Origin of the sequence: Leucobacter sp. USCH14, from assembly GCF_037619215.1 — a bacterium.
Classification (GTDB): domain Bacteria; phylum Actinomycetota; class Actinomycetes; order Actinomycetales; family Microbacteriaceae; genus Leucobacter.
Map to the genome: position 1 here is coordinate 241,740 of NZ_JAQPZP010000002.1, position 24,210 is coordinate 265,949.

The following is a 24,210-nucleotide window of genomic DNA, read 5'->3' on the forward strand; positions in this document are numbered from 1 at the left end:
GTCCTCGGGAATGCTCAGAAGCGGGCGACGCGTCGGATCGCGGCCGCGATGTCGTCGCGCTGCGGGAGCCAGGCGGCCTCGAGCGCGGGTGCGTAGGGTGCGGGTGAGAATGCAGCGGCTACCCGCTCGATCGGCGCGTCGAGACTCCAGAAGCCGTGCTCGACCACCGTCGTGATGATCTCGGCGCCGACCCCGAACTCGGCGACGGCCTCGTGCACGACGACCAGGCGATTGGTCTTCGCCACCGAGGCGAGCACCGTCTCGCGGTCGAGCGGCGAGATCGTGCGCAGGTCCACGACCTCGACGTCGATGCCCTCCAACGCCAGTTCCTCGGCGACGCTCTCGCATTCCAGAGCGAGGCGGGAGTAGGAGACGACGGTGACGTCGGCTCCCGGGCGAGCGATGCGAGCCTTGCCGATCGGTACTCGATGGTTCCTGTCGACGCTCGGCGAACGGCGGCCGTACAGCGTGCGGTTCTCGATGAACACCACCGGGTTGGGATCCTCGAGGGCGGCCCGCAGCAGGCCGTACGCGTCGGCGGAGGTCGCCGGCATCACGACGCTCAGACCGGGAATGTGCGCGAAGAGAGCCTCCAGGCTCTGCGAATGCTGCGCACCGGCTGACTTCCCCGCACCGAACTGGGTGCGCAGCGTGAACGGCATGGCCGTCTTGCCCGCCGTCATGAAGGGGAGCTTGGCCGCCTGATTCAGCACCTGGTCGAATGCGACCCCGATGAAGTCGACGTACATGATCTCGGTCAGCGTGTGCAGACCCGATATCGCTCCGCCGACACCCAGACCGAGTATGGCGGTCTCGGAGATCGGAGTGTCGAGCACGCGCCCGGGATGCCGATCGTGGAGGCCTCGCGATACGGCGAAGACCCCTCCGCCAGCCGCGACATCGATCCCGGTGAAGACCAGCTTCTCGTCGTCGTCGAGCGAATCGGAGATCGCTTGCCGAATGGCCTGCAGATACTTCACGGGCTCGGCGTCGGGGTCGACCTGGCCCTCGACCACGTCCGGCCTCGGCGCATAGACGTGCTCGGCGAACGTCTCGGGCCGAGGAGCTGCGAGCATCCGTGCACGCTCGACATTCGTCTCGATCTCGCGATCCACCTCCGCGACGATCGCATCGATCTGCTCGACAGGGACCCCGGCGCGCTGCATATGCTGGCGAGCGGTGGGAATCGGATCCTTCGCGAGTCCGGCGCTCAGTTGGCCCGCATCGCGATACTTCTGCTGGTCCCCCTCGTAGTGGCCGTGCCACCGCGCGGTCATCGCTTCGACGATGACCGGGCCTCCGCCATCGCGAACGCGGGCGACGACTTCGGTCATCGCGGTGAAGACGCGCCAGACGTCCGTGCCGTCGACTCCGAGGTACGGCAGGGCGTAGCCCGCGGCGCGCTGCTCGAGCGTCACGGGATGCCCCTCGGACGCGGGGGTGAACTCGGCGAATCCGTTGTTCTCGCAGAGGAAGATGACGGGGAGCCGCCAGAGAGCGGCGAGGTTGACCGCCTCGTGGAAGGCCCCCTGCGCTACCGCCCCGTCGCCGTAGAACGCCACGACGACGTTCGGCTCATCGAGCACGCGCGCTGCGAGCGCTGCCCCCACCGCTATCGGGAGGCCGGCGCCGACGATGCCGTTGGCGCCGAGGATCCCGAGCTCCGGATCGGCGATGTGCATCGAGCCGCCCCGCCCCCGCACGACCCCCTCCTCCTTGCCGAAGAGTTCCGCGAACATCGGCAGCGTGGCCATGCCCTTGGCGATGCAGTGTCCGTGGCCGCGGTGATTCGATGCGATCTTGTCCTGCGTGCGGAGTGCCGCGCACACTCCCGCCGCCACGGCTTCCTGCCCAAGAGATACGTGGACGAATCCGGGGATCTCTCCGTCGCGGTACAGCGTCGAGACGCGCGCTTCGAACGCACGTATCTCGCACACCTTCCGGAAGAGCGCGAGCATCTGCTCGGCCTCAGCGGGGGATACGCGGGCGGAATTCGTCATCGTTGCTCGAACCGGTTCGGGGCTGTCGCGCTCGGTCGTTTCAATGGAACAGTACGCCGCCGTTGACGTCGATCGAGGCCCCCGTCACGTACGAGGCCCTCTCGGAGGCGAGATACTCGACCGCGTCGATGATGGAGGTGGGCGGCCCTGCGATCTCGAGCGGGATCTTCGCCCATTCGATCGCCTTCATCTCTTCGAAGCTGATTCCGCGCTCCTCCGCCTCTTCGCGCAGGGCCTTCCGATGCATCTCGGTGTCGATGTTGCCGGGACAGACGGTGTTGGCGCGGATGCCCTTCGGGGCGAGCTCCGAGGCGACGGATTGCATGAGGTTGATGACACCGGCCTTGGACGCGCAGTACGCGCTGAACAGGCCATGGCCCGAACGGCCGTACCACGAGGCGATCGCGACGATGCTTGCACCCGCGTGCTCCGGCATGAGCGGCGAGAACTCCCGAATCATCAGAAAGACGCCGCGGATGTTCACATCGAAGGTGCGATCCCATTCCTCGACCGACAGCTCGGTCACGGGGGCCGCCTTCTGCAGCACGCCTGCGATGAGCAGCAGTGCGTGCACATCGCCGCTCCAGGCCTGTACCGCGTTCCGGGCGTTCGAGACCGACGCCGGGTCGGAGACGTCGCAGGGCACGGTGAGGATCTCGACATCGTGATGCGAGGCGCGCACCTGGTCCGCGACCTCGTCGAGGCGGGGGCCCGAGAGATCGAGGAGCGCAAGTCGGTGGCCGGTAGCGGCGAATCGGAGCGCCGCCTCGACGCCCATTCCGCCGCCCGCTCCGGTGATGACCGCGGTGCGTGATCCGTGTGCTGCCGATGAAGTCATAGTCCGCTCCTTTGCGAGTGCCGTCGTCGGGCCGGTGAAGTCGATGCGCTGCGCGGCGACCCGGCCGAGCGGTCGGTCGCCACTCGACTATTCCGTCATGCGTTCTGCGTAATGTCAAGTGTGACTATTCAAGCGCACGAGGAGATCGCGACGAGACGCGCGAAATCTCGGTGTTTTCTCGCGCTTCGAGCTGCAGAGAGTGTGCTTTTGCTTGACACATTGATCAGCTCGACTTAATTTTGTGGGCACCGACCGATGGGTCGGTTCGCAGTTCCCATGAAGCGGTTCGAAGGAGATCCGAGTGCGCACAGACATCGAGTTCCCGAGCGGCGGCGAGACCGTTCGCGGCTGGTTGTTCACCCCGGACGAGGGGTCGGGGCCGTTCCCGACCGTCGTGATGGCGGGCGGGTGGTGCTACGTGAAGGAGATCGTGCAACCGCGCTACGCGGAGATGTTCGCCGACAACGGCATCGCCGCGATCCTCTTCGACTATCGCAACTTCGGCGACAGCGGCGGAGACCGACGTCAGCACATCGACCCGGGCATGCAGATCGAGGACTATCGGAACGCGATCAGCTACGCCGAGACGCTCGATGTCGTCGACTCGGAGCGAATCGGGAGCTGGGGGCTGTCGTACAGCGGCGGCCACTCGCTCGTGCTCGCCGCGATCGACTCCCGTGTGCGATGCGCGGTGTCGCAGATCCCCGTCATCGACGGCTACCTGAACATGCAGCTCGCCAACGGAACCGTCAACTTCCGTCGTCTGGAGCAGGCGATCCTCGCAGCGCGACGCAGGCGGTTCGAGACCGGCGAGGACACCTATTTCCCGCATTTCACTCTCGATACCGAGCATGAGATATCGGCATGGCCGAACGCAGACGGCTATGAGCTCTTCGAGGGCTTCCGCACGTCGGTCGCACCGAACTACTCCCTCGACGCCACAGCTGAGTCGGTCGAACTGCTGATGCAGTACGACGTGAGACCGTTCACGCGTCGGATCATCGACACCCCGACGCTGGTGATCGTCGCGGAGAACGATGACATCACGCTCTGGGACGAGGCGATGCGCGTGTACCAGAGCATTCCAACGGCGAAGAAACGCCTGACCGTCATCGACAAGTCCGATCATCTCGCTCTCTACAGCCAGCAGATGCTGCTGGAGCGCTGCGCTCGAGCGGCGACGGAGTGGTTCCTCGAGCGACTCGTGCCGCTCGGGCAGCCGGCCTGAGAGCGGATCCGATGAGCAGCCACACGCCGCACGGCGGCGACCGCCCGCGGTTCTCCGGCGAAGTCGCGATCGTCACCGGTGCGAGTCGGGGGATCGGATTCGCGATCGCAAGGCAACTCGCGGCGGAGGGCGCGCGCGTGTGCATCACAGCCCGGCATGCGGAAGAACTCGAACGCGCCGTGCTCGCGCTCCCTGAAGGTCGCGCGATCGGGATCGCTGGGAAGGCCGATGATCCGGAGCATCGTGCCCGGGTGCTCGATGCCGTGGCTGATCGGTTCGGGCGCCTCGATGTGCTCGTGAACGGGGCCGGGGCGAACCCTGCCTACGGGCCGCTCGCCGCCCTCGATCTCGGCGCGGCGCGGAAGACCCTCGAAGTGAATCTGCTCGCCCCGCTCGCATGGGTGCAGGGTGCTCTGCACCATTCGGATCTCGGCTTCCGGGAGTACCGCGGTCGGGTCGTCAACATCTCCTCGTCGACGGCAGAGACTCCATCGCCCGGCATCGGCTTCTACGGCATCGCGAAGGCAGCACTGAGTCACCTGACCCGCACGCTCGCGGCCGAGCTCGGCCCGGAGATCCGGGTCAACGCGGTCGCGCCGGCCGTCGTCAAGACGAAATTCTCCGCGGCGCTCTACGAGAACGAAGCGGAGGTCGCCTCCCGCTATCCGCTCGGGCGGCTCGGCGAACCGCGCGATGTCGCAGTGGCCGTGACGTTTCTCGCGTCTCGCGATGCGGATTGGGTGACGGGCCGAGTACTCACCCTGGACGGCGGTCTCGCAGCCGTCGGGGGAACCGCGTAGTTCGCGGGCCAGAACGTGAATGTCCGCCCCGGCGGCTGAGTGACAGGAGGACGATCGTGTTCGAGCATCAGGCGTGGACGGCGGAACGTGTCGACGAGCTTCGAGCGACGACGCGCAGCTTCATCAGGGAGACGGTCATTCCCCGAGAACTGCCGCCGGGCGCGCACATCGATGAGGACTTGCGCGAGGATCTGCAGTCTCAGGCGCGCGCGGCCGGGGTATTCGCTCCCCAGGTGCCCGCGGCATTCGGGGGGCTCGGGTTGCCGATCCAGCACTGGTCGCCGATATTCCAGGAGGCGGGGTACTCTCCGCTCGGCCCGCTGGCGCTCAACTGCATGGCTCCCGACGAGGGCAACATGCATCTGCTCAGCGAGATCGGCTCCCCCGAGCAGCAGAAGCGCTATCTCGGGCCGATGGGCAGAGGCGAGATGCGCTCCTGCTTCGGCATGACCGAACCGCACCCGGGGGCGGGATCGGACCCCTCGGCCCTCCGCACGCGTGCGGTGCGCGTCGACGGAGGATGGCGCATCACCGGGGAGAAACGGTTCAGCAGCGGCGCCGTCGGAGCCGACTTCTCCATCGTCATGGCCGCCACCGAACTCGAGGGGAATCGCGGCGCGACGATGTTCCTCGTCGATATGGACGCGCCGGGCGTGAGCATCGGCGATCTCGTGCACACGATCGACCGCGCCATCATCGGCGGCCACCCCCACGTGCGCTTCGATGAGGCGTTCGTCCCGGAGGAGCAGGTGCTCGGTGCGGCGGGCGAAGGCTTCCGTTACGCGCAGGTGCGTCTCGGGCCCGCTCGTCTCACGCACTGCATGCGCTGGCTCGGCCTCGCCCGGCGCTCACTCGATACGGCGCTCGATCGGACCGCGAAGCGCGAACTCTTCGGAGCCTCGGTCAACGAGCTCGGCCTCGCGCAAGCGCTCATCGCCGACTCGGTGATCGACATCGAGAGCTCCGCCGCCATCATCGAACGCACCGCGCTGCTGCTCTCCGAGGATGCGCGCGCGGGCACCGCGCTCTCGTCCATCGCGAAGGTGCACTGCTCGGAGGCCATTCATCGGGTCATCGATCGCGCTATCCAGCTTCTCGGCGGTGACGGGGTCTCCGAGCATCTGCCGCTTGCGAGCTTCCTCAACGAAGTGCGGCCGTTTCGCATCTACGACGGTTCGAGCGAGACGCAGCGATGGGCGATCGCGCGGCGGGCGGCCCGGGCTCGCGCCCGAGAGGTCGCCGCGGGAGAGCCCGAGCGCGACATCCTGCGGATGGCTGCGCGATGACCCCGGACTCGGGTCGGGGGCGCGACGAGCTCTTCCACGAGACCCGCATTCGAGCCTTCCTCGAGGATCGCGGGCTCGGTCACGGTCCGCTTTCGGCAGAGCGCATCGGAGAGGGGCAGTCGAACGTGACGTTCCGGGTGCGGCAGGGAGATGCCGACCTGGTGCTTCGGCGCGGCCCCAAGCCGCCGCTGCCGAAATCTGCGCACGACATGCTGCGAGAGGCGAAGCTGCTCGATGCCCTGCAGCAGTCGGAGGTGCCGGTGCCGCGAGTGCTAGCCACCTGCGATGACCCGTCGCTCCTGGGTGTGCCCTTCTACGTGATGCCCTTCGTGGATGGCGAGATACTCACGAGCGCAGAACCTGCCGGATGGGACGACCCCGCGGTGCGGCGGTCGGTCGGCGAGCAGATGGTCGACACCCTCGTCGCGCTGCACGCTGTGCCGATCGACGAGGAGCCGCTCTCCGGGTTGGGGCGGCCGAGCGGCTATCTCGAACGGCAGGTGCGCCGGTTCGCCTCGCTCTGGGAGGTGAACAGCCGACGTGACGTTCCGCTCGTCGCCGAGCTCGGCGAGCGGCTCGCATCGCACCGGCCGGCCTCGCAGCGGTTCAGCGTCGCGCACGGGGACTATCGTCTCGGCAACCTCATGTTCGCGCGACAGGGAGCGGAGCCGCCCGGAGTCGTGCTCGTTCTCGACTGGGAGATGGCGACGCTCGGCGACCCGCTCGCCGACGTGGGATATCTCCTCGCGACCGCGGCCGAGGCCGGATCGCCGGCGTCGGTCATGCAGCTCAGCCCCGTCTCGCGGCAGCCGGGGTATCTCCGGCGCGACGAACTCGCCGAGCGGTATTCTGCGGCCACCGGGTTGGATCTCGCCGAGATCTCGTGGTACCAAGCGCTCGCGCTGTGGAAGGCGGCGATCTTCTGCGAGGCGATCTACACGCGCTGGCTCGATGGGGAGCGGCCCGGCGATACGACGTTCGCGCCGACGCTGATCCACGGAGTCCCCGAGCTCCTCGAACAGGCGCACGATATCTTGCGCGGCGGATGAAGCCCTGCGCTCTCGACCGATGCCCCCGTGCGCAGGCCGAGGCCGCCACTCGGGCGCACGATCAGCGCGGGGTGATCGGCTCCACCGCCTCGATCGGCTCGGTCACCGCGAAGAGCAGCTCGCCGATCTCGTGGGGGAGCCCGGCGATGCCCCGCGGGTGATCCTCGCTCTCGAGCGCCGAGACGCGTGCGGCGCGCTCGCACATCCCGTTGATGATCTCGGTGGCGCGATCGGCGGGGAAGACGAAGCGGCGCCCCGCCGCTGCGATTGCGGTCTCGACGAGTTCGGCGAGGCTCGCGGTCGCGCGGTCGAGCAGGGCGAGGTATCCCGGCGCGATCTCGGGGTCGCGCATCGCGAGCAGTGTGAACTCGTTCTCGAGAATGAACCAGTGCGCGCTCCCGCTCTCGTGCGCGACGAACCGCGTGATGTACTCGGCCGCCTGTTCGGCGTCGATGATGCCGTGGTGCTGGCGCAGTGCGGGCGTGAGTTCGGCGATGATCGCCTCGACGTCTTCGATGCGCCGATCGAACTCGCGCTCGAGGAGCGCGAGGAACAGCTGCTCCTTGGAGCTGAAGTTCGAGTAGAAGGCGCCGCGCGAGAATCCCGCACGGGCGCAGATCTGCTCGACTGAGGCTCCCTGCACTCCGGCCTCCGCGAAGACCTCGATCGCTGCGTCGAGCAGGCGGCCGCGCGTCTCTCGCCGACGTGCGGTCGGCGGATCCTGGTGAGCGTCGTTGGTCATCGCAGCCCCTTTCTCTTCTCGGCACAGCATGCAGAGCCTAGCCTGAAAGATTCCCGATACATCAGTGTACCGAACCGGATACACTCGTGTATCGAATCGGATACACTCGTGTATCGACCACCGCATCGTTCGAGACCGAAAGGCCCCATCCCTCATGTCGACACTGCTTCATGCGATCGGACTCTGGGCGACGCGTGCGAAGTGGCTGGTGCTCGCCGTGTGGATCGCGATCCTCGCCGTGCTCGGCGTGGCAGCCGGCCTGTTCTCGCAGGGCGCGAACGCCCCGATCACGATTCCCGGCACCGAATCGCAGGAGGCCATCGACACGCTCGGGCGCACCTTCCCGGAGGTGAGCGGCACGAGCGCGACGATCATCCTCGTCGCCCCGAACGGCGAGCGGGTGGATGACGAGCGCACCGAGCAGATCATCGTCGACGCGGTCGACGACCTCGAGCAGCTCGAGCACGTGAGCGCGGTGACCTCGCCGTTCGCCGAGCAGGCGGCGAGCGGACTCAGCGATGACGGGCGGGCGGCGCTCCTCACGATTCAGATCACCGATTCGCAGAGCGATGTGCCCGAGGCGACGACCGACGGCATCATCGCGGTGACCGAGCAGCTGCAGGATCGCCTGCCCGGCGGCACGCAGGTCTCGTACGGCGGCGACGTGTTCTCCGTCTCGATCCCCGGGTTCACCGCCACCGAAGCACTCGGCGTGCTCATCGCCTTCATCGTGCTGCTCTTCACGCTCGGCTCCCTCGCCGCCGCGGGCATGCCCCTGATCATCGCGATCATCGGCGTCGGCGTCACCATCGCGGGCCTCTTCGTCACGACCGCCTTCGCCGAGATGACCTCCACCACGCCGATGCTCGCGCTGATGCTCGGGCTCGCGGTCGGCATCGACTACACCCTCTTCATCGTCAGCAGGCACCAGGAGCAACTGCGGGCGGGTCTCGGGGTCACCGAGTCCATTGCGCGAGCAACGGCGACGAGCGGATCGGCGGTCGTGTTCGCGGGTCTCACCGTGATCATCGCGCTGCTCGGTCTCGCGGTGGCGGGCATCCCGTTCCTCACCGCACTCGGTGTCGCCGCGGCCGCCGGCGTCGCGGTCGCCGTGCTCATCGGGGTGACGCTCACACCGGCGATCCTCGCCATGGCCGGCCTGAAGATCCTGCCGAAGCGGCAGCGCGCAGCGCTCGCCGCCGGTGAGACGATCGACCCGCACACCGAGCCCGAGACCGGCGCTCGCCGGCCGAGCCGCGCCGACCGCTTCTTCGGCGGATGGGTGCGCGGCGTCACCGCGAAGCCCGTCGCCACGATCCTCGCCGTGCTCGTGGTGCTCGGGGTCGCGGCGATTCCGATGACTGAACTGCGGCTCGCGCTTCCCGGAGCCGAGACGCTGGAGGAGACCGACCCCGCGCGGATCACCTACGAACTGACGGGGGAGCACTTCGGCGAGGGTGCCAACGGCCCGCTCCTCTTGACGGGATCGATCATCACGAGCGACGACCCGCTCGGGCTCATGGAGGATCTGGCGGACGAGGTGCGCGAGATCCCCGGCGTGCACGACGTGCCGCTCGCGACCCCGAATCAGAACGCGGACACCGGCATCATCCAGGTCGTTCCCGAGGAGGGCCCGCAGGCGGAGAGCACATCCGAGCTCGTCGCCGAACTTCGGGCGCATCACGACGAATGGCTCGACGAGTACGGCGTCAGTCTCGCGGTGACGGGCTTCACCGCGGTCGGCATCGACGTGTCGAACCTGCTCGGAGAGGCGCTGCTGCCGTTCGGGGTGCTGGTGGTCGGGCTCTCGCTGATCCTGCTCGCCATGGTCTTCCGCTCGGTCTGGGTGCCGATCAAGGCGACGCTCGGCTACCTGCTCTCCGTGGGCGTCGCGTTCGGCGCGGTGGTCGCCGTCTTCCAGTGGGGCTGGCTCGGCGATGCGCTCCACGTGCACGCGACCGGACCGGTGCTGAGCTTCATGCCCATCATCCTGATGGGGGTGCTCTTCGGGCTCGCGATGGACTACGAGGTCTTCCTCGTCTCGCGCATCCGCGAGGAGTACGTGCACGGCGCCGATGCGCAGGCCGCCATCCGCCGCGGGTTCGTCGGCAGCGCGAAGGTGGTGACGGCCGCGGCGCTCATCATGTTCGCGGTGTTCGCCGCGTTCGTGCCGGAGGGCGACCCGAGCATCAAGGTGATCGCACTGGGGCTCGCCGTCGGCGTCTTCGTCGATGCATTCATCGTGCGCATGACGCTCGTGCCGGCCGTGCTCGCGCTCCTCGGCGACCGCGCCTGGAGCATGCCGCGCTGGTTGAGCCGCGTGCTGCCCTCCTTCGACGTCGAGGGCGAGGGGCTCGCGCGCGAGCTCGCGCACGCCTCCTGGCCCGGCGATATGCCCGACGCGCGCATCGCCGCGGACGCACTCGTGCTGCCGGGCGGTGCTGCGGGCGCTGCGGGTGCGGGCGGTGCTGCTGCGCCGACCATTCGTGTGGCTCCCGGCCAGGCGCTGCTGCTCGACCAGCGAGAGCTCCGCATCGCGGTTCCGCTCGCCGAGGCGCTGACGGGGCGCAGGCCGATCGCCGCCGGAACCGCGAAGGTCACCGGCCTCCTGCTGCCGGAGCGAGCCGCCTCCCTGCGCTCGCGCTCGGCTTGGGCGACTCCCGATTCTCTGCGCGATGCCCTGCAGGATCACCCGTCCGTGCTCGTGCTCGACGCGCGCGAGGTGGCGCAGACCGGTGCGCCGGCGGCCATGGCCGATGACCTGCGATCCGCATTCGCCGCCCACGCGGTCGCCGTGTCGCGGGGAGCGGCGCCGGAGGTCACCGTGCTCGTGCTCGGAGACGCCGCGCTGGCGCGTCGGATCCTGCCCGTGGGCACGCAGCTCGTCGCTCCCGAAGCCGAGCCCGAAACCGGCCCCGACGACAATCTCGACCCTGCAGAACCACACCTCGTGTCGCATCTTCGCGACAGTGAAGGGAGCGCGCGATGAGCGCAGCGTTGACCCGACTGAAGAGCACCCGGCCGGTGCGCTGGACGACGATCGTCGGCATCATGCTCGTGCCGTTGACGGTCGCTGGAGTGCTGCTGTGGGGGCTCTGGAACCCGACGGAGCGGCTCGAGAACGTGACCGCCGCCGTGGTGAACCTCGACGAGGGCGCGGAGGTCGACGGGCAGACCGTGCCGCTCGGGCGCGTGCTCGCCGGCGAACTCATCGGCGATCCGGGCCCCGCCGATCCGGAGACCGGCTCGGACTCGACGTCCGCCGACGATGGCATGACGAACTTCACGTGGGTGCTCACCGACGCCGACGATGCGGCCGAGGGCGTCGCCGACGGCCGGTACGCGACCGTCGTGACGATTCCGAAGAGCTTCTCGGCGGACGCCACATCGCTGTCGGGAGAGCCCGGGGATGCGAAACAGGCGAGGATCGACGTGACCGAGAGCGACCGCGGTCGACTGATCGATACCGCGCTCTCGAGCATCGTGACGCGAACCGCGACGCAGGTGCTGAACGAACAGCTCGGGGAGCAGTTCGTCGACGGCGTCTACGTCGGATTCAACGAGCTCGGGTCCGGCGTGGGCGATGCCGCCGATGGGGCGGGTCAGCTCGCATCCGGCGCATCCGAGCTGTCGACGGGGGTGGCCCAGCTCGACGATGGCGCCACCCAGCTCGCCGATGGCGCGCAGCAGCTCGCGGACGGCGCGCAGCAGCTCGCGAGCGGGGCCGGAACGCTGGCGACCGGATCGGGCGACCTGGCGTCGGGCGTGGGTCAGTACGTCGCGGGCGCTCAGCAGCTGGCCGATGCGTACCCGCAGCTGGCGGCAGGCGCGACGACCGCGGTGCAGCAGTTGCAGGAGCTCATCGGAGCGCTGCAGCAGTTGCAGTCGGCAATGGCTGGACCGTCGGCCGAACTCGAGCAGGGATTGTCGAGCGCCGGGGCCGGGGCCGGGGCCCTCGGCGCGGATATCGAGCCGCTGGTCACGGACTGCCTCGTCTCGACGGGCGATGCCGAGTACTGCCAGCGGTTGAGCGCTTCGCTGCAGTCGCACGCCGGTGCCATCAGCGGCGGGCTCGCGACGGCGAGCGAGGGGGCGACCGGGATGGCGCAGGCGACGCAGGCGCTGCAGCAGCAGCTCGGCGGCGCGGCGACCCCGGGGGCCGACCCCGCAGCCCAGCTCGGTCAGCTCACCGAGGGATTGAGCCGGTTCGGCACCGGGCTGAACGAACTCGCGGCACAGGGCGGGCAGCTCTCGGCCGGTGCTGCGCAGCTCGCCGATGGCGCGTCGCAGCTGAGCGCCGGCACGGGCGAGTTGGCCGCCAACGCGCCCGGGCTCGCGGACGGCGCATCGCAGCTCGCCGCCGGTACCGCCGAGCTCGCCGACGGCACGGTGCAACTCGAAGACGGGGCCGCCGAACTCGAGACCGGCCTGAGCACGGCGGCGAAGAGCGTGCCGGTCACGACGGACTCGGAGCGCGAGCGGCTCTCCCGCGCAGCGGTCACCCCCGTGCTCGCCGAAGGTGGAGGCGACGAGCTCTTCACCGCGTCGGGCGTCCCACTCTTCGCGGGCATCGCGCTCTGGGCCGGTGCGCTCGCGGCGTTCCTCGTGCTGTCGCCCCTGTGGCGGCGCACCCGTGAGGCGGCTCGCGGCGTGGGGTACATCACGCTTCGCAGCGCCTGGCCGGCACTCGTGCTCGGAGCGATTCAAGGCGCGGCCGCCGGAGTCGCGATGCCGATCGCGCTGGGGTACGACCTCGGTCAGGGCGCGCGGTTCTTCGGCTTCGCGCTGGTCGCGGGCATCGCCTTCACGCTCCTCGTGCAGGGGCTGTCGGCCCTGCTCGGCGGGCTCGGACGCTTCCTCGCCTTCCTCCTCCTGGTCATCGCCTTCGCCGCCGGAGTCGTCTCCACGGTTCCCGGGGCGCTCGCCGCAGTGGGCGACGCCAGCCCGCTCGGCGCCGCGCTCGACGGATTCCTGGGTATTGCGACGGGGGCCGGATCAGCCGGAGGTGCGGCCGTGGTGCTCGCCCTGTGGGCGGCGGCCGGCCTGCTGCTCACCGCGTTCGCCGTCGTGCGCGAGCGTCGGCGCGCGTCGCGCTAGCGTCCCGCGAGCGCGCCGAGTCGGTCGAGCACGTCGGCGACTTCGGCGCGCTGCGACGGGGAGAGACCCAGGATCGGTCGTGGGAGCGAGGGCGACGCGACGAGCCCGAGCAGTTCGGCGATCGTGGCGGTGACGCGCAGGCTGCCGCCCATCGAGGCGAACAGATTCCAGAGCGGTTGCAGATCCTGCGACGCCCGCAGGGCCCCGGCTCGATCGCCGGAGCGAGCCGCTCGCGTGATGCGGATCGCCGGCTCCGGGAGCGTGCCGGCGATCGCCGAGTACCACGCGTCGCAACCGGCGAGCAGACCGTCGGCGGCGGACGCGTCGCCCGAGATGCCGATGGTGACGTGGGGCGGGAGCTCGGCGCGAATGCGCGCCATGCGTTCTGCGGCCGCGTCGGCGTCGGCGGGCAGCGCCGGGATCTTCACCGAGGCGACGCCCGGCAGAGTCGCGATGCGCCCGTAGAGCTCGGGGGTGAATTCGAAGTGGGTGGTTCCCGGATTGTCGTAGACGATCACCGGGAGCTCGGTGCTGCGCGCCACGGCGGCGAACAGCTCGAACACGTCGTCGTGCGTCAGGGCCTGGTACGTCATCGGGGCGAGCAGCACTCCCGACGCGCCGGCGCGTTCCGCGCTCCGCACGTTCTGGAGCACGTGCGAGGTGCGCAGCGCTCCCACACCGACGTGCACGGACGTCGCCCCGGCGTGCTCGACGGCGAGCTGCGCCACGCGCGCCCGTTCCTCCTGGCTGAGATAGGCGTACGACCCCGTCGAGCCGAGCGCGGTGATCGAATCGACGCCGGATGCGGCGAGGCGTTCGATCAATCGGGCATAGGCGGCTTCGTCGACCGCGTCATCGACGAACGGGGTGAGGGGAAACGCGCTGAGGCCGGTGAACACGGGTGGACTCCGTTTCTGTGCGCGGGAGCGCACGGGGAGGTGTGCTCACCATCTTGCCGCAGCACTGGGTGCAGTGCAGTGCAGTGCAGTACAGATTGCTGCTCAGTCGCCGAGGTCGGTACGGGCGTGACTCGGCATGGGCTTGATGAGGTTGCTCATGCGCATGGTGCAGCACCGATGCCCGCCCTCGTCGGTGACCACGATCTCGTGCACGGCGAGACTGCGCCCGAGGTGCACGGGCGTGCAGACCGCGGTCACGAAGCCCGCGGTGGCCGAGCGCGTGTGCGTCGCGTTGATGTCGACGCCGACGGCGAGGCGGCCCGGCCCGGCGTGGAGGTTCGCCGCCAGCGACCCGAGCGTCTCGCCGAGCACGACGTAGGCGCCTCCGTGCAAGAACCCGACGGTCTGGCGATTGCCGCGCACCGGCATGCGGCCGACCGTGCGCTCGACGGAGAACTCGAGGAACTCGATTCCCATCGCCTCGGCCAGTTCGCCGGCGCCGTGCTCGGCGACGAAGTTGCCGGCGCTCACGCCCGCACCTCGGAGGAGCGCGCCGTGCGCGAACCGCCCGTGAACTCCGGTCGTCGCTTCTGCTGGAACGCCGCGAAGCCTTCGCGATAGTCGTCGGTGTCGCAGAGCGCCGCTTGCACCCGGTTCTCGTGCGCCATCGACCGCCACAGCCCGAGGCGCTCATCGCGCAGCTCGGCGACGAGCGCCTTGGAGGCGAGAAACGCCTCGGTGGCCCCGCGTGCCGCGCTCGCCGCAGCGCCCCGAGTCGCCTCGAGCACCTCGTCGTCGGGGAACGACTGCGAGAAGAGGCCGCCGGCCACGGCCTCCGCGCCCGACATGAGCCGGCCGGTGTAGATGAGATCGAGCGTGCGGTGCGCGCCGAGCCGCTCGAAGAAGAGGGCGTGCCCGCCCGAGTCGAGCGTCGCCCCGAGGCTCGCGAAGGGGCTGCCGATCTTCGCGCGTTCAGCGACGTACACGACGTCGCTCGCGATGAGCAGCCCGAGCCCGACGCCGAGGCACGCGCCGTGCGCGACCGCGAAGGTCGGGGCCGGGAAGCGGCTCATGCGCTCGAGCAGCGGCTGCACGAGTCCGTCGAGGTACTCGTGCACGTCGTCGGTGCGCGGGTCCACGCCCGAGATGTCGCGCCCCGCGCAGAACGCCCGCCCCTCCCCGCGCAGCACGAGGGCGCGCACCCGCTGCTGCTCGGCCTGCGCGTAGGCGTCCGAGAGCTCACGGAGGTCGTCGGGCGCGAGCGCATTGAGGCGCTCGGGTGCGTCGAGCGCGATCTCGGCGATGTCGTCGGCGACGGTCAGGGTGATCATGCTGGCTCCGATCCGGTCACGCGTCGTAGTCGACGACCACGCGGTCCGATTGCGGGTGGGATTGGCAGGTGAGAACGTACCCGCGATCGATCTCGTCGGCTTCGAGCGCGTAATTCTCGGTCATCGACACCGATCCCGTGACGACTCGTGCGCGGCAGGTGCCGCAGACGCCGCCGGCGCAGGCGAATGGGACGTCGCTGCGCACGCGCAGCGCGGCGTTCAGGATCGTCTCGTGGGCGCTGACCGGGCTCTCCACCGAGGCGGAGGTGCCGTCGAGGGTGAAGTCGATGGTGACGGTCTCTTCCCCGGTGTGCACCTCGACGTGCCTCGCCCGCGTCGGAGCGGGCTCGCCCGTCGAGAAGAGCTCGAAGCGCACGTGGGATGCGTCCACGCCGTGTTCGGCGAGCAGGTCGCGGCAGAGCTGCACGAGTTCGAAGGGGCCGCACAGCACCCACTCATCGGCCATGCCCACGGGGATCACGGTGTTCAGGATCGTGCGCAGGCGCTCCTCGTCGAGGCGCCCCGACATGACCGGCGCCGAGCGCTGCTCGCGCGAGAGCACGTGATGAATGGCGAAGCGCTGCGGAAACCGGTCTTTGAGGTCGGCGAGCTCCTCGACGAACATGACGTCGAGCGAGGAGCGGTTGGTGAAGAGCAGGTCGAATCGGCTGGTCTCGCTGCGGGTGAGCACGCGATGCGCCATCGTGATGATCGGCGTGATGCCGGAGCCCGCAGCGATGCCGACCACGTGCCGCCCGTCGAGCTCGTCGAGTTTCGATGTGAACGCCCCCTGCGGTGTCATCACCTGCAGAACGTCGCCGGCCCGCAGGCACTCATTGGCCCAGCTGGAGAAGCGGCCGCCGAGGTCCCGTTTGATCGCGACGGAGATGCGCCCCGGAGTCGGGGGCGGCAGATCGAGTATGAACGTCGCAGGTCCTCGCCGTCGACGGTGGCGCGCAGCGCGAGGTACTGACCCGCGAGGTAGGTGTACTCCGGAGCGAGGTCGTCGGGCACCTCGAACGTCACCTCCACGCTCGACTCCGTGAGCGGGCGCACTTCGGCGACGCGCAGCTCGTGGAAGGTCGCGCGCTGCCTCGCGCCGAGATTGATGGCGGCCATGGTGCTCCTAGTGAACTTTGAAGTAGTCGAACGGCTCGAGGCACTCCTCGCACTCGAAGAGCGCTTTGCACGAGGTCGAGCCGAAGCGCGCGATCTCGCGGGTGCGGATCGAGTGGCAGCGGGGGCACTTCACCGCGAGTGCTACGGCGATCGGTCCATGACGCCCCGCGGCGCGGAAGTCCGGGGGCGCGATGCCGTAGGCCTCGAGCTTGCGCTTGCCCGCGTCGCTCATCCAGTCGGTGGTCCAGGCGGGGCTCAGGGTGGTGTCGACGCGAACCCGCGGGTAACCGGCTTCGCGCAACCGCGCGATGACGTCGTCCCGCATCTGGTCGATCGCGGGGCACCCCGAGTAGGTCGGGGTGAGCACGACCCGTACCTCGTCTTCGGCGGCGATCACCGAGCGCAGCACGCCCAGGTCTTCGATGGTGAGCACGGGCACCTCGGGATCCGGCACCTGCGCGGCGATGTCCCAGATCCGCGCCGATGCCGGTTCTGTCGGGCGCCGGTCTGTCACCATGACGCCCCCGGATGCCGGCGGGGAAGCCACTGCATCTCGGCGAGGATGTAGCCCAGGCGCGTGCTGTGCAGCCCTTCGCGCCCGCGACCCAGCGCAGGCTCCACCTCGGGAACGGGGAGCTCGGCCTCGGAGAGCACGGCGTGCACCGTGGCGTCGAATCCCGCGCGGAGCCCGCTCGGTCGTGCGGCGATTCCCGCGAGCTCCTCGACGAGCGCGTCGTCGGAGAAGAGCTCGTCGACGAAGGGCCACAGGTCGCGCAGCGACACGGAGATGCGTGCGCGCGACGCATCGGTGCCCAGGGCGAGGCGCAGCATCCACTGGGCCGAGTGGTCGAGGTGGTACCGCACCTCTCGCTCGGCCTTTCCTGAGATGGCGCGAAGGGTCGCATCGGTGCTGGTGAGCAGCGCGCGATACAGCTCGGCCTGGTAGGCGGAGAAGAGGAACTGCCGGGCGATGGTGTCGCCGTAGTGCCCGTTCGGCTGCTCGACGAGCCAGCAGTTGCGGAAGTCGGGTTCATCGCGCCAGAAGGCCAGATCGTCTTCGGTGCGCCCCGCAGCACTGCCGGCGTAGCGCAGCAGCGAACGCGCGTGCCCCAACAGGTCGAGCGCGATGTTGCTCAGCGCGAGATCCTCTTCGAGCTCGGGCCCGCGCGACACCCACCAGCCGAGTTGCTGGGCGAGGATCAGCGCATCGTCTCCCAGGCGCAGCGCGTACCCGCCCGCTTCGGGTGTCGCAACCTCGCCCGACCCGGTCAGCTCGTCGGCGAGTTCCAGGTCGTCGACGCTGACGTCGCCGTGGGGGTCGGCGGGCGGTGCGCCCGTTTCGATGCTCACAGGTGCTTCACCCCTTCCGCGCGCGAGTAGTAGACGGCGTGCCGGAAGTTCTTGCCCGCGGGCGACTCGAAGAACACGCCCTTCGAGTCGGGGTCGCTCGTGGTGATCGCCGCAGCGGGCACGACCCAGATCGAGACGCCCTCATGGCGCCGCGTGTACAGGTCGCGGGCGTTGCGGAGGGCCATCGCCTCGTCGGGTGCGTGCAGCGACCCGGCGTGCACGTGGCTCAGTCCGCGGTTGGCGCGGATGAACACCTCCCACAGGGGCCAGGCCTCGGTGCCGGTCTCACCGGGTGTCGACATCTTCGTCTCCTCGTGTGTGCTGCGTGCGGTGTGGTCGTGCCTGCTCGAATCTCGTCGCCCCTGTTCGCCCCTGGGTCGCCCGGCGTTTCGGCGCTCGGTCGGTGTCAGGCCGCGAAGCGGCGGCGATCCTGCATCTTCTGCGCGTAGGCGGCCGCGGCCTCGCGCACCCAGGCGCCGTTCTCGTGCGCCTCCCGCCGGTGACGCAGGCGCTCGGCGTTGGCCGGCCCGCGCCCGGCGAGCACCTCCCAGAACTCGTGCCAATCGATCTCGCCCATGATCCACTTGCCCGATTCCTCGTCGTAGCGAAGGTCCCTGTCGGGGCACTCGAGGCCGAGCGCCTCGAACTGCGGCACGCACATGCCGACGAAGCGCTGGCGCAGCTCGTCGTTCGAGAAGCGCTTGATCTTCCACGCCATCGACTGCGCGGAGTTCGGCGAGGCGTCGTCGCTCGGCCCGAACATCATGAGCGACGGCCCGTACCAGCGGTCGACCGCGTCTTGCGCCATCTGCTTCTGCTCGGGGGTGCCGTGCGAGAGCTCGTACAGAATCTCGAATCCCTGGCGCTGGTGGAACGACTCCTCTTTGCAGATGCGCACCATCGCCCGGCCGTAGGGGCCGTATGACGCGCGGCAGAGCGGCACCTGATTGCAGATCGCAGCGCCGTCGACGAGCCACCCGATGGCGCCCATGTCGGCCCACGTCGGAGTGTGGTAGTTGAAGATCGACGAGTACCGCGCACGCCCCTCGATGAGCGCGTCGGTCATCTCCTCGCGCGTAACCCCCAGCGTCTGCGCGGCGGAGTAGAGGTAGAGCCCATGGCCGGCTTCGTCCTGCACCTTCGCGATGAGGATCGACTTGCGCTTGAGGCTCGGAGCCCGCGTGATCCAGTTCGCCTCCGGCTGCATTCCGATGATCTCGGAGTGCGCATGCTGCGATATCTGCCGGATCAGGGTGCGGCGGTACTTCTCGGGCATCCAGTCGCGGGACTCGATGCGCTGCTCGTCCGCGATGAGAGCGTCGAAGCGCTCCTGCTTCGCAGCCTCGGTGAGCTCTTCAGCCATCGTTGCCATCTCGTGCCTCCTTGCATCGGTGCAATGCGCCGCGACTCTCGCTCTGGGTGGGACAGTGGTGGTAGAGTTCCCATGGAATTACTGACCGACCATTCAGTCAGTATACGCTTCTCCGGGCAGCATCGCAAAGGAGGAGCAGCCTTCCCGCATCGACGCAATGGAGCGCCACATGAGTTCACGGACAGATGTCTCTCCGCAGAGCGGTATCGAGGACCGCATCGACTTCGACCCGAGCTGGTCGGCGACGGCCATGCTGCGCGCCGACACGGCGAAGACGGCCTTCGGCATCCGCCTCCGCGCGCTCGAACGGGGGAGGGCGGAGCTCTCGATGGTGGTGCGCGACGACATGGTGAACGGCTTCGGCATCACGCACGGCGGGATGGTCTTCACGCTCGCCGACACGGCCTTCGCCTACGCGTGCAACGAGGGTGCGAACGCCGTCGTCGCGTCCGGCGTCGACATCACGTTCACCCGCGCCAGTCGAGCCGGCGACACCCTCACCGCTCTCGCCGAACGCCGATGGCTGTCGGGGCGAAACGGACTCTACGACATCACCGTGCGCGATCAGCGCGGAGACACGATCGCCGAGTTCCGCGGGCGGTCCTTCGCCACCGACCGGCCTCTGCCCGCCTCCTGAGACTTCGACGACGAAAGAGCGAGACCATGATCACCGAGACTCACACCCCCGCAGCTCCCGCCGCGGTCACGCCAGTGCCCGCACCCGACGCAGCGGATCCCGAGACCCTGCACCCTGCAGAGCGCCTCACCCGCACCGAGCTCGAGGCGCTCCAGCTCGAGCGTCTGCAGTGGACGGTGCGCCACGCCTACGAGAACGTGCCGTTCTACCGCGAGAAGTTCGCTGCGGCGGGCGTGCACCCCGACGACATCCGCTCCCTCGCGGACATCGAGCGACTGTTGTTCACGACGAAGAGCGACCTGCGCGAGCACTACCCGTTCGGGCTCTTCGCGGTGCCGATGGAGCAGGTGCGCCGTGTGCACGCGTCATCGGGGACCACGGGGCGGCTCACGGTCGTCGGGTACACCGAGCGCGACCTCGACAACTGGGCCGACCTCATCGCCAGATCGCTCTACGCAGCGGGTGTGCGGCCGGGGTGGCGCGTGCACAACGCGTACGGCTACGGCCTCTTCACCGGCGGGCTCGGCGCCCACGCCGGCATCGAACGGCTCGGGTGCATGGTGATCCCCATGTCGGGAGGGCAGACCGAGAAGCAGGTGCAGCTGATCCGCGATTTCGAGCCCGACGCCATCATGTGCACGCCGAGTTACCTGCTCACCATCGCCGACGCGTTCGAACGGGCCGGCCTCGACCCGCGCGGCACGAGCCTCAAGGTCGCAATCTGCGGGGCGGAGCCCTGGACTGAGGCGATGCGGCGCGAGCTCGAGGATCGCATGGGCATTCGAGCCGTCGACATCTACGGCCTGTCCGAGATGATGGGACCGGGCGTCGGCAGCGAGTGCGTGGAGACGCAGGACGGGCCGCGCATCTGGGAGGACCACTTCCTGCCCGAGATCGTCGACGACCAGCTGCACCGGGTGCGCGACGGCGAGACCGGGGAGCTCGTCTTCACGACGCTCACCAAGGAGGCGTTCCCCATGATCCGCTACCGCACGCGCGACCTCACCTCGCTGCACCCCGGCACCGGGCGGCCCGCACACCGTCGCATCGCGAAGATCACGGGGCGCAACGACGACATGATCATCCTGCGCGGCGTCAACCTCTTCCCCACGCAGATCGAGGAGATCGCGTGCGAGGTCGAGGGGCTGACGAGCCACTTCGTGCTCGAACTGACGAAACGAGGGGCGCTGGATCATCTCACGATCAAGATCGAGGCGGATCCGGATGCGCGCCCCGAGAGCGCCGACGACGCGCTGCGGCGGCTGCAGAAGTGCGTCAAGGATCGGATCGGGGCGACGATCGCCGCGGAGCTCGCGCCGATCGGCTCGCTGCCGCGGTCGGAGGGCAAGCTCAAGCGCCTCTACGACCTGAGGTAGATTTGCAGGCAGCGCGGAACCCCGCGTGCACGCTGCGAGAGTCGCGGGCGACCGCTCCTGAGGGGAGGAGATCCATGTCGAACTCCGACGCAGCACCTCGGAGGGGGCGGCCGGGATACGACCAGGGCAGCATGCTCGAAGTCATCGTGCAGGTATTCACCGATCATGGATACGACGCCTCCTCGCTCGGCATGATCGCGAGCCGGCTCGGGCTCTCGAAGTCGGCGGTGTACCACCACTTCGCCTCGAAGGCGGAGATGCTCGAGATCGCGCTCGAGCGTGCGCTCGGCGCGCTGGAGCGCGTGTTCGATGAGGCGGAGGCCGATGCGCAGGCCGGCGCGGTCGGACAGATCACCGACATCGTGCGCGCGGCCGTGCTCGTCGCCTGCGAGCAGCAGCCCTATCTGATTCTGCTGCTGCGACTGCACGGCAATTCGGAGGTCGAGCTGCGCGCTCTGGAGCGGCGCCGTGCGCTCACCGCGCGGCTGCGCGCCATCTTCGAGCGCGCTCGGAGCGAGGGCGCGCTGCGCGACGATCTCGATCCCGGTCTCGCCGCGCGCTTCACGTTCGGCCTCGTGAACTCGCTCGTCGAGTGGTACCGGCCCGACGGCCCCGAGACCCCCGACGCGCTCGCCGACGCGGTGCTCGCCTACGTGCGCTCCGGGCTGCGGGTCAACGAGGTCGCCGACTTCCGGTAGCTCGGCGGTGCACCCTCACGCGGCGACGGCCTCGTGCGTCTTCGACACCAGGGTCAGCACGTCGTAGGTCGCGACGATCTCGCCCTCCTGGTTGGTGAGCACCGCGTCCCAGTGCACCTCGCCGTACTCGTCCGTCTCGCGCGGAATGATCTGCTTCGCCGTGAGCGCGACTCTGATGCGGTCGCCGGGCGACACCGGCGTGATGAAGCGGAGGCTCTCGAGCCCGTAGTTCGCGAGTACGGGCCCCGGCTCGGGCGAGACGAAGAGCCCGGCGGCGAACGACAGCAGAAGATAGCCGTGGGCGACGCGGCCCGGGAAGAACGGGTTGGCTGCGGCGGCCGTCTCGTCGGTGTGGGCGTAGAACGTGTCGCCGGTGAACTGCGCGAAGTGGGCGATGTCGTCGAGGGTGACCTCGCGCTCCTCCGACACCACGCGGTCGCCGACGCGCAGCTCCTGCAGCGATTTGCGGAAGGGATGCGCCTCATCGCGCGTCGCCGCGCCCGCGTGCCAGACCCCGGTGACCGCGGTGAGCATCTCGGGGCTGCCCTGTATCGCCGTGCGCTGCATGTAGTGGAAGACGCTGCGCACTCCGCCGAGCTCTTCACCGCCGCCTGCGCGGCCCGGGCCGCCGTGCACCAGGTTCGGCAGCGGCGAACCGTGGCCGGTCGAGCTGCGCGCGTCGGTGCGGTCGAGCACGAGCATGCGCCCGTTCGCTGCAGCGCACATGCGCGTGAGCCCGGCGACGAACTCGGGGTCGGCAGATGCGACGCTCGTGACCAGCGAGCCGCCGCCGCGCACGACGAGTGACGCCGCCTCTTCGGGTGCCGCGTACCCGATCACCGATGCCACGGGCCCGAACGCCTCGGTGTCGTGCACTCGCGGGGCCAGTGCGTCGTCGAAGCACCTGACAGGCCTCCTGCCCGGTCGACGCGGGGTAGACCGCGAGGCGCCCCTGCCGCACCAGCGCGTTGCACTGGTCGTTGATGCGCCGACCGTTCACCAGGTTCGCGTACGCGCGGCGCAGGGTGTCGTGATCGGGCATCGAGAATTCGGGATCGCTCGACTCGGCGCCGTCGGGAGCGATCAGCTGCACCGGGGTCGAGCGAGGGAGCAGGTCGACTTCTGATCGGGACACGGTTTCCTCCTTGAATCCGTCCGTCGATATGTCGCCTATTGTGCTCCTCCATGGCGCGACTGTGCGCGTTCATGCCTGAGTTCTGTATGTTTGATCGCAGATCCGCCCGAAGTCTGGATGAGTGTCTCGGGCCAGGTTTCGGTCTCCAAGGGGGAAGACATGCAGGTGGACGACACCGACCGTGCCATTCTGGCCGTGCTCAAGGATGACGCGCGCATCTCGATGACGGCGCTCGCCGAAGCCATGCACATCTCCCGTGCGGGCGCCCACGCGCGGGTGCGCAGGCTCGTCGACAGCGGCGTCATCATGAACTTCACGGTGCGCACGGATCCCGTGCTCGCGGGCTCGCACGCTTCGGCCTACGTCACACTGCTGATCGACCAGACCGGGTGGCAGGAGGTTCGCGAGCGGCTCGGCGAGATCCCGGAGGTCGAGCACATCGCTCTGGTCGGCGGCGACTTCGACGTCCTGCTCCTCGTGCGTGCCGCGGACAACAGCCACCTTCGCCGAGTGGTGCTCGAAGACGTTCAGGCGATTCCGTGGGTGCGGAACACCCGCACCATCTTGATCTTCGAGGACTTCACGGGAGGGCCTCCGCCGCAGCTCACCGCTCAGCGGTGACGACGGCGGTGTGTGCTTCCGCCCGGGCGCGGTCAGCTCTGCTCGGAGAAGGGCGCGTTCGGATCGGGGTCCGCCGATTCCGCTTGTCGCTGCGACGCGGGGTCGGGATCGGTGATCGCTCCCGTCGGATCCGATTCTTCGATCCGGTGCTCGAGGCCGCGCTCGACCGCGAGTTCACGGCCCGCCTGCACGGCCTCGTCTTTGTTACGGAAGCTCCTCGAGAGCTGCGGGGCGCCTTCCACGTGGTTCACCCACTGGCCGTTCTTCGACTTCGTCGTCACGGTTGATTCGCTCATCGTGCTGCCTCCTGCTCACTGCTTGGCTCGTGGTGCGCAATCCGCGCCGATTCCGACAAGAACCGCCGCGTCTCAGTCGCGAAAGGTCTCGACTGCCGGCGCGTCGTCGTCATCGAGCTCCACGGTGATGGACTGCTCGAGCGCATCAGCCGTGTCCGCCTCGGTCGATGAGGGAAGAACCGCGTCATCAGAGCTCGACTCGTGCTCGAGACCCGCATTCCTGCTCTGCTCGAGGGCATCGGCTTCCGGTACCTCCGCCGAGAAGGGATCGCTCATGGTCATACTTCCTCCGCTCCTGATCGCGCCGTACGGTGTGTTGGTTCCCCACCGTCTCAA

General features: G+C 69.0%; 22 protein-coding genes and 2 pseudogenes. 10 read left to right on the top strand and 14 right to left on the bottom strand.

From position 1 onward, the window contains the following. Positions 1-14: 14 nt before the first annotated feature. Complete coding sequence (locus PQI23_RS03455; RefSeq protein ID WP_339971559.1) at positions 15-2,000, bottom strand: alpha-ketoacid dehydrogenase subunit alpha/beta; 1,986 nt, start codon at positions 1,998-2,000, stop codon at positions 15-17. A 40-nt stretch (positions 2,001-2,040) separates the two neighbouring features. Continuing rightward, positions 2,041-2,838, bottom strand: a complete 798-nt coding sequence (locus PQI23_RS03460) for an SDR family NAD(P)-dependent oxidoreductase (RefSeq protein WP_339971561.1) — start codon at positions 2,836-2,838, stop codon at positions 2,041-2,043. A gap of 301 nt (positions 2,839-3,139) precedes the next feature. Here PQI23_RS03460 and PQI23_RS03465 point away from each other — a divergent pair, with 301 nt between their 5' ends. From PQI23_RS03465 to PQI23_RS03480, 4 genes are read left to right on the top strand one after another with little or no spacing between them, the layout of a single operon-like run. Beyond that, complete coding sequence (locus tag PQI23_RS03465; protein ID WP_339971563.1) at positions 3,140-4,066, top strand: alpha/beta hydrolase; 927 nt, start codon at positions 3,140-3,142, stop codon at positions 4,064-4,066. 11 nt (positions 4,067-4,077) lie between these two features. After that, on the top strand, positions 4,078-4,866 hold the full coding sequence (locus PQI23_RS03470; RefSeq protein ID WP_339971565.1) for an SDR family oxidoreductase: 789 nt from the start codon (positions 4,078-4,080) through the stop codon (positions 4,864-4,866). A gap of 56 nt (positions 4,867-4,922) precedes the next feature. Next, positions 4,923-6,152 (top strand): acyl-CoA dehydrogenase family protein, encoded by a 1,230-nt coding sequence (locus PQI23_RS03475; protein ID WP_339971567.1) that lies wholly within the window; start codon positions 4,923-4,925, stop codon positions 6,150-6,152. Then, positions 6,149-7,201, top strand: coding sequence for a phosphotransferase family protein (locus PQI23_RS03480; protein WP_339971569.1), 1,053 nt, complete (start codon positions 6,149-6,151; stop codon positions 7,199-7,201). Before PQI23_RS03475 ends, PQI23_RS03480 begins: the two co-directional genes overlap by 4 nt. A 61-nt stretch (positions 7,202-7,262) precedes the next feature. Here the strand turns inward: PQI23_RS03480 and PQI23_RS03485 are convergent, their stop codons facing one another. Then, on the bottom strand, positions 7,263-7,943 hold the full coding sequence (locus PQI23_RS03485) for a TetR/AcrR family transcriptional regulator (RefSeq protein WP_339971571.1): 681 nt from the start codon (positions 7,941-7,943) through the stop codon (positions 7,263-7,265). 154 nt (positions 7,944-8,097) lie between these two features. Here PQI23_RS03485 and PQI23_RS03490 point away from each other — a divergent pair, with 154 nt between their 5' ends. Together PQI23_RS03490 and PQI23_RS03495 are read left to right on the top strand one after the other, a co-directional pair. Next, complete coding sequence (locus tag PQI23_RS03490) at positions 8,098-10,932, top strand: MMPL family transporter (RefSeq protein WP_339971573.1); 2,835 nt, start codon at positions 8,098-8,100, stop codon at positions 10,930-10,932. Then, positions 10,929-13,040 (top strand): YhgE/Pip domain-containing protein, encoded by a 2,112-nt coding sequence (locus PQI23_RS03495; protein ID WP_339971575.1) that lies wholly within the window; start codon positions 10,929-10,931, stop codon positions 13,038-13,040. The genes PQI23_RS03490 and PQI23_RS03495 overlap by 4 nt, the downstream gene beginning before the upstream one ends. On the opposite strand, the gene PQI23_RS03500 is transcribed toward PQI23_RS03495, so the two are convergent. The 8 genes and pseudogenes from PQI23_RS03500 to paaA form a co-directional block, all read right to left on the bottom strand. Then, a complete protein-coding gene (locus tag PQI23_RS03500; protein ID WP_339971577.1) occupies positions 13,037-13,939 on the bottom strand; it encodes a dihydrodipicolinate synthase family protein in 903 nt (300 codons plus the stop codon). The genes PQI23_RS03495 and PQI23_RS03500 overlap by 4 nt on opposite strands. Positions 13,940-14,041: 102 nt before the next feature. Further along, entirely contained in the window at positions 14,042-14,416 is a 375-nt protein-coding gene (locus tag PQI23_RS03505) for a PaaI family thioesterase (RefSeq protein WP_339971825.1), read from the bottom strand. Positions 14,417-14,466: 50 nt separating this feature from the next. Next, positions 14,467-15,270 (bottom strand): enoyl-CoA hydratase/isomerase family protein, encoded by an 804-nt coding sequence (locus PQI23_RS03510; protein ID WP_339971579.1) that lies wholly within the window; start codon positions 15,268-15,270, stop codon positions 14,467-14,469. Positions 15,271-15,286: 16 nt separating this feature from the next. Then, positions 15,287-16,389 (bottom strand): annotated as a pseudogene (paaE, locus tag PQI23_RS03515) (1,2-phenylacetyl-CoA epoxidase subunit PaaE). A gap of 7 nt (positions 16,390-16,396) precedes the next feature. Continuing rightward, positions 16,397-16,906, bottom strand: coding sequence for a 1,2-phenylacetyl-CoA epoxidase subunit PaaD (paaD, locus tag PQI23_RS03520; protein ID WP_339971581.1), 510 nt, complete (start codon positions 16,904-16,906; stop codon positions 16,397-16,399). Beyond that, a complete protein-coding gene (gene paaC, locus PQI23_RS03525) occupies positions 16,900-17,739 on the bottom strand; it encodes a 1,2-phenylacetyl-CoA epoxidase subunit PaaC (RefSeq protein ID WP_339971583.1) in 840 nt (279 codons plus the stop codon). Before paaC ends, paaD begins: the two co-directional genes overlap by 7 nt. Beyond that, positions 17,736-18,041 (bottom strand): 1,2-phenylacetyl-CoA epoxidase subunit PaaB, encoded by a 306-nt coding sequence (paaB, locus tag PQI23_RS03530; protein WP_339971584.1) that lies wholly within the window; start codon positions 18,039-18,041, stop codon positions 17,736-17,738. The genes paaC and paaB overlap by 4 nt, the downstream gene beginning before the upstream one ends. A gap of 104 nt (positions 18,042-18,145) precedes the next feature. Continuing rightward, entirely contained in the window at positions 18,146-19,111 is a 966-nt protein-coding gene (paaA, locus tag PQI23_RS03535; protein ID WP_339971586.1) for a 1,2-phenylacetyl-CoA epoxidase subunit PaaA, read from the bottom strand. 169 nt (positions 19,112-19,280) lie between these two features. Between paaA and paaI the strand changes: the two genes are divergently transcribed. The 3 genes from paaI (at position 19,281) to PQI23_RS03550 (ending at position 21,822) form a co-directional block, all read left to right on the top strand. Further along, entirely contained in the window at positions 19,281-19,748 is a 468-nt protein-coding gene (paaI, locus tag PQI23_RS03540; RefSeq protein ID WP_339971588.1) for a hydroxyphenylacetyl-CoA thioesterase PaaI, read from the top strand. 26 nt (positions 19,749-19,774) lie between these two features. Beyond that, entirely contained in the window at positions 19,775-21,124 is a 1,350-nt protein-coding gene (locus PQI23_RS03545; protein ID WP_339971590.1) for an AMP-binding protein, read from the top strand. 74 nt (positions 21,125-21,198) lie between these two features. Then, positions 21,199-21,822 (top strand): TetR/AcrR family transcriptional regulator, encoded by a 624-nt coding sequence (locus tag PQI23_RS03550; protein ID WP_339971591.1) that lies wholly within the window; start codon positions 21,199-21,201, stop codon positions 21,820-21,822. Between the two features lie 15 nt (positions 21,823-21,837). Here PQI23_RS03550 and PQI23_RS03555 read toward each other — a convergent pair. Next, positions 21,838-22,722: pseudogene (locus PQI23_RS03555) on the bottom strand (MaoC/PaaZ C-terminal domain-containing protein); the annotation flags it as partial. A 394-nt stretch (positions 22,723-23,116) separates the two neighbouring features. On the opposite strand from PQI23_RS03555, the gene PQI23_RS03565 reads away from it, so the two are divergent. Further along, positions 23,117-23,578, top strand: coding sequence for an Lrp/AsnC family transcriptional regulator (locus PQI23_RS03565; RefSeq protein ID WP_339971593.1), 462 nt, complete (start codon positions 23,117-23,119; stop codon positions 23,576-23,578). 32 nt (positions 23,579-23,610) lie between these two features. Here PQI23_RS03565 and PQI23_RS03570 read toward each other — a convergent pair whose 3' ends face one another. Beyond that, a complete protein-coding gene (locus PQI23_RS03570; protein ID WP_339971595.1) occupies positions 23,611-23,874 on the bottom strand; it encodes a DUF2188 domain-containing protein in 264 nt (87 codons plus the stop codon). 72 nt (positions 23,875-23,946) lie between these two features. Further along, the gene (locus PQI23_RS03575; RefSeq protein ID WP_339971597.1) at positions 23,947-24,150 is read right to left on the bottom strand and encodes a hypothetical protein; all 204 of its coding nucleotides are present in this window, start codon (positions 24,148-24,150) and stop codon (positions 23,947-23,949) included. Positions 24,151-24,210: the final 60 nt, after the last annotated feature.

Bases quoted from the DNA above. Each gene is read 5' to 3' on its own strand.
- PQI23_RS03455 (WP_339971559.1), bottom strand. From the start codon at position 2,000: ATGACGAATTCCGCCCGCGTATCCCCCGCTGAGGCCGAGCAGATGCTC.
- PQI23_RS03460 (WP_339971561.1), bottom strand. From the start codon at position 2,838: ATGACTTCATCGGCAGCACACGGATCACGCACCGCGGTCATCACCGGA.
- PQI23_RS03470 (WP_339971565.1), top strand. From the start codon at position 4,078: ATGAGCAGCCACACGCCGCACGGCGGCGACCGCCCGCGGTTCTCCGGC.
- PQI23_RS03480 (WP_339971569.1), top strand. From the start codon at position 6,149: ATGACCCCGGACTCGGGTCGGGGGCGCGACGAGCTCTTCCACGAGACC.
- PQI23_RS03485 (WP_339971571.1), bottom strand. From the start codon at position 7,943: ATGACCAACGACGCTCACCAGGATCCGCCGACCGCACGTCGGCGAGAG.
- PQI23_RS03490 (WP_339971573.1), top strand. From the start codon at position 8,098: ATGTCGACACTGCTTCATGCGATCGGACTCTGGGCGACGCGTGCGAAG.
- PQI23_RS03495 (WP_339971575.1), top strand. From the start codon at position 10,929: ATGAGCGCAGCGTTGACCCGACTGAAGAGCACCCGGCCGGTGCGCTGG.
- PQI23_RS03505 (WP_339971825.1), bottom strand. From the start codon at position 14,416: ATGGGAATCGAGTTCCTCGAGTTCTCCGTCGAGCGCACGGTCGGCCGC.
- PQI23_RS03510 (WP_339971579.1), bottom strand. From the start codon at position 15,270: ATGATCACCCTGACCGTCGCCGACGACATCGCCGAGATCGCGCTCGAC.
- paaD (WP_339971581.1), bottom strand. From the start codon at position 16,906: ATGGTGACAGACCGGCGCCCGACAGAACCGGCATCGGCGCGGATCTGG.
- paaB (WP_339971584.1), bottom strand. From the start codon at position 18,041: ATGTCGACACCCGGTGAGACCGGCACCGAGGCCTGGCCCCTGTGGGAG.
- paaA (WP_339971586.1), bottom strand. From the start codon at position 19,111: ATGGCAACGATGGCTGAAGAGCTCACCGAGGCTGCGAAGCAGGAGCGC.
- paaI (WP_339971588.1), top strand. From the start codon at position 19,281: ATGAGTTCACGGACAGATGTCTCTCCGCAGAGCGGTATCGAGGACCGC.
- PQI23_RS03545 (WP_339971590.1), top strand. From the start codon at position 19,775: ATGATCACCGAGACTCACACCCCCGCAGCTCCCGCCGCGGTCACGCCA.
- PQI23_RS03550 (WP_339971591.1), top strand. From the start codon at position 21,199: ATGTCGAACTCCGACGCAGCACCTCGGAGGGGGCGGCCGGGATACGAC.
- PQI23_RS03565 (WP_339971593.1), top strand. From the start codon at position 23,117: ATGCAGGTGGACGACACCGACCGTGCCATTCTGGCCGTGCTCAAGGAT.
- PQI23_RS03570 (WP_339971595.1), bottom strand. From the start codon at position 23,874: ATGAGCGAATCAACCGTGACGACGAAGTCGAAGAACGGCCAGTGGGTG.
- PQI23_RS03575 (WP_339971597.1), bottom strand. From the start codon at position 24,150: ATGAGCGATCCCTTCTCGGCGGAGGTACCGGAAGCCGATGCCCTCGAG.